This is a genomic window from Nocardiopsis sp. LOL_012, assembly GCF_048060475.1.
GTDB lineage: Bacteria > Actinomycetota > Actinomycetes > Streptosporangiales > Streptosporangiaceae > Nocardiopsis.
The window spans coordinates 1-1,596 of the sequence record NZ_JBHMIV010000082.1 but is presented as its reverse complement, the minus strand read 5'-3'; the positions used below and the strand labels follow the sequence as shown (position 1 = coordinate 1,596).

Below are 1,596 nucleotides of genomic sequence, written 5' to 3'. Positions count from 1 at the left end.
CGGAGTGTGTCAAGTCGAATCGGACAGGGGTAAGTGATCGTCAGGCCGCTTCGCACAGGTCAGCGCCGTGCTGTGCGGCAGGTGCGGTGTCCGGCTCCTCTGGTTCGTTGATCCACGCGGCCTCGGGAAGCCCGGGAAGCACAGGTCGACGCGTGAACCGCCCAGGATTGGCCGCCCGGAAGGCCTCGATCACTTCCGCGCGCTTGTCCTGGACCGCGTGCGCGGTGCCGATATGCACGGTGAAGGGAGTATGCAGCCCGATCCCGGAGTGGTAGTGCTCGTGGTTGTAGTACTGGAAGAAGCGGCGGCAGAACCGCCGGGCGCCCTGGATGGACCCGAACCGGTCGGGAAACACCGGGCAGTACTTGAGCGTTTTGAAGGCCGCTTCGCTGTAGGGGTTGTCGTTACTGGTCTTGGGCCTGGAGTGCGATTTGGTGATGCCGAGCACGGACAGCAGTTCAGCCACGGGCTGCGAGGTCATCGCGGTGCCCCGGTCGGAATGGATCGTGTCGGCGGCGATCCCGTGATTGGCCTTGATGGAGTTGGTGATGAACTGCTCGGCGATCCGGCCTGATTCGCTGGTATGGACTTCCCAGTGCACTACGCACCGGGAGTAGATGTCGATCATGACGTACAGGTCGAAGAACGTTCCCGGTCCGGGCCCGCGCAGTTTCGTGATGTCATAGCTCCACACCTGGTTCGGGGCACGGGCCACCAGCTCGGGTTTGGTCTTGGGCGGGTGGGTGGCCTGGGCGCGCCGCTCCCGGCTCTGGCCGCGTTCGCGCAGCAGGCGGTACATCGTGGCCACCGAGCACAGGTAGGTGCCCTCGTCCAGCAGGGCCGCCCACACCTGCCGGGGTGCCTTGTCCCGGAACCTCGCGCTGTTGAGGACGGCGATGACCTGCTCGCGTTCCTCGGGGCTCAGCCGGTTGGGGGGAGGTGCCCTGTCCGGTTCTTTGGGGGCGGGTCGTTTCTGGGTCCGGTTGCGGTAGTGGGTCGAGCGGTTGATGCCCGACAGGCGGCAGGACTCCTTGATGCCGGTATGCGGTTCGAGTGCGCCTCGTGTGTCCTGGCGGATCTCGGTTACGAGTTCTCCGAGTCCGCGCTCTCGGAGACGATCTCCAAGAGCGCGTGTGCTTTTCCCAGGATCTCCATGGCCGCCTCGGTCTGCTGCAGCTTCTTGGACATCCGGGTGTTGTCCCGCTCGAGCTTCGCTTTTTCCCGGCGCAACTGTTCCAGTTCAGACTGTTCGGGTGTCTTTTTCTTGGCGGTGGTCGTCTTGGCCGTCTGTGAGGTGCTCAGTTGGCCGGCCTCGCGCTGTTTGCGCCAGAGTTGGATGCTGGAGTCGTAGAGGCCTTCTCGGCGTAGTAGTGCGCCCTTTTCGCCGGTGGGGGCGGTGTCGTATTCCTCCACGATCCGCAGTTTGTAGGCGGTGGTGAAGGTCCGGCGCTTGGGCCGGTGGGCTCGTGGTCCCTCGTCTGTGGCCTGGAGGTCGTGGTTGGTCATCGTCACCGTCGCTGCTGCCTGCTCTCGCCCTGCTTGTCTTAGTTAGTGAACTTTAGCCCCTTGTGTCCCACTTGAGCCTGACACAGAGGG

General features: G+C 64.2%; 2 protein-coding genes. Both read right to left on the bottom strand.

From position 1 onward, the window contains the following. Nucleotides 1-40 precede the first annotated feature (40 nt). A complete protein-coding gene (locus ACFHWE_RS23490) occupies nucleotides 41-1,078 on the bottom strand; it encodes an IS3 family transposase (RefSeq protein ID WP_416604049.1) in 1,038 nt (345 codons plus the stop codon). Nucleotides 1,079-1,083: 5 nt separating this feature from the next. Further along, nucleotides 1,084-1,506 carry a transposase gene (locus ACFHWE_RS23485; protein ID WP_416604047.1) on the bottom strand — a complete coding sequence of 141 codons (423 nt, stop codon included), beginning with the start codon at nucleotides 1,504-1,506 and terminating at the stop codon, nucleotides 1,084-1,086. Nucleotides 1,507-1,596: the final 90 nt, after the last annotated feature.